1 protein-coding gene is annotated in these 435 nt (G+C 63.4%); it reads left to right on the top strand.

Translation table 11 applies throughout. The features are described from left to right. A partial coding sequence (locus tag AACY08_RS29970) for an ATP-binding protein (RefSeq protein WP_339472710.1) occupies positions 1–234 on the top strand: 234 nt, incomplete at its 5' end. Positions 235–435: the final 201 nt, after the last annotated feature.

The raw sequence follows: 435 nt of genomic DNA, 5'->3' as shown, positions 1-435 counted from the left end.
CGCCTGACCGAACGGTTCTACCGCGTCGATCCGGGCCGCAGCCGTGCGGCGGGCGGAACCGGACTTGGCCTGGCGATCGTCAAACATATTATCGAGCGCCATCGCGGCCGCTTCGACGTCACAAGTCTGTTGGGCAAGGGTACGACGGTCACCGTCATGCTGCCCGCCCACGTCCAGACATATCAAGCCACCCCCGCAAGTTCGGATCCGAATGCCGCTGTCATTAAACGGTAACGTCAATGTCACACAGGCAGCAGGTCGTCGTGGTAGCCCGAGTCCGGGGCCGTCCAGTGCCCGAGGGGAGATTCCATGATCAGGAAATGTGCGATACTCGCTCTTGCCACGAGTGCGGCAGCGCTGACACTCACCGGCTGTCAGGATCAGGCGAATGGCGGCGGCGCGGGCTCGCGCGACCACATCACGGTCGTTGGGTCA

It is taken from the genome of Pseudomonas sp. EL_65y_Pfl1_R83 (genome assembly GCF_963970695.1).
GTDB classification, from domain to species: Bacteria; Pseudomonadota; Gammaproteobacteria; order Pseudomonadales; family Pseudomonadaceae; genus Aquipseudomonas; species Aquipseudomonas tritici.
Note: the sequence above shows the minus strand (reverse complement) of the source record. Positions and strands in the feature narration are given on the sequence as shown.